General features: G+C 39.8%; 2 protein-coding genes. Both read right to left on the reverse strand.

The annotated features are described in order from the left end of the window. On the reverse strand, positions 1-871 hold an 871-nt coding region (locus ACZFYI_RS16530; protein ID WP_462525233.1), incomplete at its 3' end, for a RagB/SusD family nutrient uptake outer membrane protein. Positions 872-889: 18 nt separating this feature from the next. Further along, positions 890-3,856, reverse strand: a complete 2,967-nt coding sequence (locus ACZFYI_RS16535) for a SusC/RagA family TonB-linked outer membrane protein (protein ID WP_462525234.1) — start codon at positions 3,854-3,856, stop codon at positions 890-892. Between the last annotated feature and the right edge of the window lie 325 nt (positions 3,857-4,181).

The following is a 4,181-nucleotide window of genomic DNA, read 5'->3' on the forward strand; positions in this document are numbered from 1 at the left end:
GAAGCGTCATCATTACGCAGTTGAAACCTCCGGCAAATACTTTGTCATAAGGATACACAAAGATGTTTTCAGGGGATCCACTATTGTTGATGGCAAAGTTGTCCTTGTATGATGGAGACAAGCTATAAGGGCCGCTATTTATGATTTCAGAGGCATCAGCAGCAGCCAATGCCCACTGAGCAGTACCTGTATATACTTCTGCATTTTGGTAAAGCTTCATTCTGATCATCAAAGCACTCCATTTGGTCATTCTGCCATAGGTAGTTCCGTCTTTTGCCACCGGAAGCAAAGGAATGATTTCATTGAGTTCGCTCAAGATAAAATCATAAACTTCTTTCCTTGACTTAGTAGCAGGGGCTTCTACATCGGTAAAGTCAGTTACAATTGGAACATTGCCAAAAGCATCCATTGCCCAATAGTAATATAAAGCCCTTAGCGCCCTTAGTTCGGCGATAAATGCCGGAGAGTTAGGGTTGTCCAATTGTTCAAAAGAAAAGATCAACCTGTTACAGGTATTGATTCCTCCAAATAGGAAGTTCCATGAATTTTGGAAGAAAGGATTATCAGGTTGGAATTCATGTTGATGCAATTGTAAAAGCACGCCTCCGTCAAACCAGTCACCACCTTTGTGTGAGACTACGATTTCGTCGGATGCGATTTCATTGATGGACCATAGACCTGAGTGGTTACCTAATCCACCTAAGGAAGTATAGGCTTGTCCAAGGGCAGAAATAAATTCTTCCTCAGTTTTAAAGAAGTTATCGGCTGTAACCTCGCTAAAGACTTCCTCTTCTAAATTAACACATGATGAAGCGAAATAACACATTCCCAGGCCAATCAAGAAGTATCGTATGTTGATTAATTTTTTCATGATATCTTTTGTTTTAGCTTAGAAACTTAAATTAAGGCCGAAAGTAGTGATGGTAGTAGTGAAATACGTCGCTCTACGCTCTATACCCGGTGCAAGTGGATCATTGTTTGATTCCGAATCCCCGTATCTTACCTCAGGATCTACACCGGTATATCCAGTAATCATGAATGGATTTTGAACTGAAAGGAAAGTCCTGATCCTCCCGATTGTTCTGCCTGGGCCCAAATTAAAGTTATAACCAAGCGTTGCGTTATCCAAAACCACAAAGTCAGCTTTTTCTACGTGAGTACTGTTATACTCTGCTTTTGTAATTGCCGGGTCAAAATACTTGGTGTTGACAATATTCCAGTTTTGAACAGTAGTACTTTCTGTGTTCTCATAGAAACCTCTGTAACTGTTGATCAAATAATGTCCAAATGAACCTCTGAAGAAGAAATTCAAATCCCAGTTCTTATAGTTAAAGGTGTTATTGAAACCAAAATTCAAAGTAGGATAAGCTGTGCCCAATTGGGTTCTGTCATCATTACAGTTACAATAAACAGGATTTCCATTTGCATCAACAGCAGTACCATTGATTACTTTCATTATCGGAGCTCCGGTATCACTTACTCCGACCTGAATGGGACCCCATATTTGGCCCAAAGGTCCATTTTCTTGGATTCTTATCAATTGGGTTAAGTTTTGACCTGGGGATCCGAAGTTTGATCGGTAGTTAACCTCTCCAAAACTCAAGTCTCCTGCGGATAAGCTCCTAAGGTTGGTCCTTAATGTTGAGAAATTGACACCAGTAGTCCATCTGAAATTTGATTTTTGGATTGCCCTGTAATTCAACATCACTTCTAGACCTGAATTCTGCATTTCACCAATGTTCAGTTGGGTGGTAGAGAAAAGATTTGGTGGTACAGGAACATTGATCGGTAAGATCATTCCTGTGGTTACTCTAGTATAGTAGTCAATAGTACCATCCAATTTATTGTTAAGAATCACAAAATCCAATCCTACGTTATATTCGTCTTTTGTTTCCCATGCCAAGTCTGGGTTGGCATTAGATACCGGTCCATATGACGGTACAAATTGTCCGTTGTAAAAAAAGTTGCCCTGACGTCCAAATCTAAGTAATGAAATGTAGGATTGACCAGGCTGTGTACCTGTTCTACCGTAACTTGCTCTGAATTTCATGGCACTTACGCCTGTCATGTCAATCAGGTTGGCGATGTTTACACCTGCACTGATCGCAGGAAAGAGACCCCACTTGTTGTTCTCTCCAAACCTTGAAGATCCTTCATACCTTGCACTAACAGACAATAAGTAGGTATCTTCAATATTGAAGTTGGCACGGCCAAAGAATGCAACCAGTCTGTTTGTATTGGCATAACTTGAAACTGTTGCCAAACCATTAGCAAAGTCAAGTGCTGCACCTATGTTGTTATACGTAAATGCATCTGTCAAGAAATTACCGGCTTGGGTATAATTTCCTTGATTGAAAAACTCTTGAAAAGAATAACCTGCCAAGAAAGCCATTCCGACTTTACCTACAGTTTCATCATAATTAAGAGTAGTTTCGAAAAGGTCATTTAGTCTCACGTTATTTTCTATGGTAGCTAAGCCATTCCGTCCAAAACCTCCTCCAAATTTCGCTGTCTTGGGAGAATAAGATCCTCTCCAGTCAGTTTCTCTCTGGCTGGCATAGAATACTGCACCCCTAAATTTGCTTGTAAAATTATATTCACCACGGATACTGGCAAGGAGTCTGCTATCACGTCCATCGGCAATGTTTTGCTCAGCGATGGAAACAGGGTTGAACCAATCGAAAATATCCCGCTCATAGTAACCTCCAAAATTTGGACTCTGTGGGTTTGGATCCCGGACAGGTACTGTTGGATTACTTATGATTGCATATCTGAAAGAGTTTTCGTTACCCAATTGTCTATCGATAGATGTATTTGAAACGTTTACAGTAAAGATGGCTTTGTCCTTTAATGCTCTTTGGGTCAAATTTATCCTCGCATTCAATTGATCAAAACCTGAATTGATACCTACACCAGTCACATTTCGGGAGTTTATCGAAACCCTATAGCTAGTACTTGCACTTCCACCACCAAGTGAAAGGTTATTGATAAAGCTTAATCCTGTGTTGGTCACTTCATCCATCCAATCAGTATCTCCTCCTAGGTCTCTTGAACCTGGGATTTGCTTGTATTCATCAGCATTCATGACGCTGATGGTTCTAGCTACATTTTCTACGGCAGCACTACTGTTGAATTCAACAACGGTTCTTCCGGTTTTTCCTGTTTTGGTAGTTACCAAGATAACACCGGCAGAACCCCTAGTTCCATAGATAGCAGCTGCGGATCCATCTTTTAACACATCCATTGACTCGATATCATTTGGATCCACTGTACTCAAGGAACCACCGATCACACCATCAATAACAACAAGTGGTTCGGCATTTTCTCCAATAGAAGATATCCCCCTTAGACGCATGTTGAAACCTGCGTTAGGGTTGCCACCTGGTCTGGCGATGTTTAGACCTGCCACTTTTCCCTGAAGCAATTGACGTGGATCATTTACAGTACCTTGGTTGAAATCCTCAGCCTTGACGCTAGTCACGGCACTTGTGATTTCCTTTCTTTCTTGGGTACCATAGCCGACTACAATTACCTCGTTGAGGGCTTGTACAGATACTGCCAATCCAACATTGATGACAGACCTGTTAGCGACAGGCTGCTCAGTGGTGACATATCCGATAAATGAGAAGACAAGAATTTCCTCTGCAGCAGCCGCTATGGAGTAATTCCCATCCAAATCAGTAATGGCACCTCTAGTTGTGCCCTTTACCAAAACACTGACCCCCGGGATTCCTTCTCCCGAATCAGCGTCTGTAATTTTTCCAGTTATTTGACTTTGCTGTGCAAAACTGAGATTTGGAATACTCAGGCACACAAGACAAAACAAAAGGAAAATGAAATTCCATTGTTTTTTCATGGGTTAATGGGGTTTGATTGTTGATTTTAAATAGTTGCCATCTTTACTTTAATCTTTATAATCTCCCTCAAAAAAGGAGCTTTACAGAGTTTAGTGTAAAATCGCATTTTAATTTCAAGTTAAAATTTCTTAAAAACAACTTATTGCAATAAAAGATTGCCTAATGGCAAATTCTGTACCATCTCCATTCTTGAAATCAGGTGATATCCAAGTTTTATTTTAAAAATATATTTATTATTAATTTAAATTAAAAATGTAAAAAGTAAAATATATATAAAAAAAAACGTAATTAATATGGTTTATATGCGTTAATTGTAAAATTTAC

Source organism: Aquiflexum sp. (assembly GCF_977115555.1).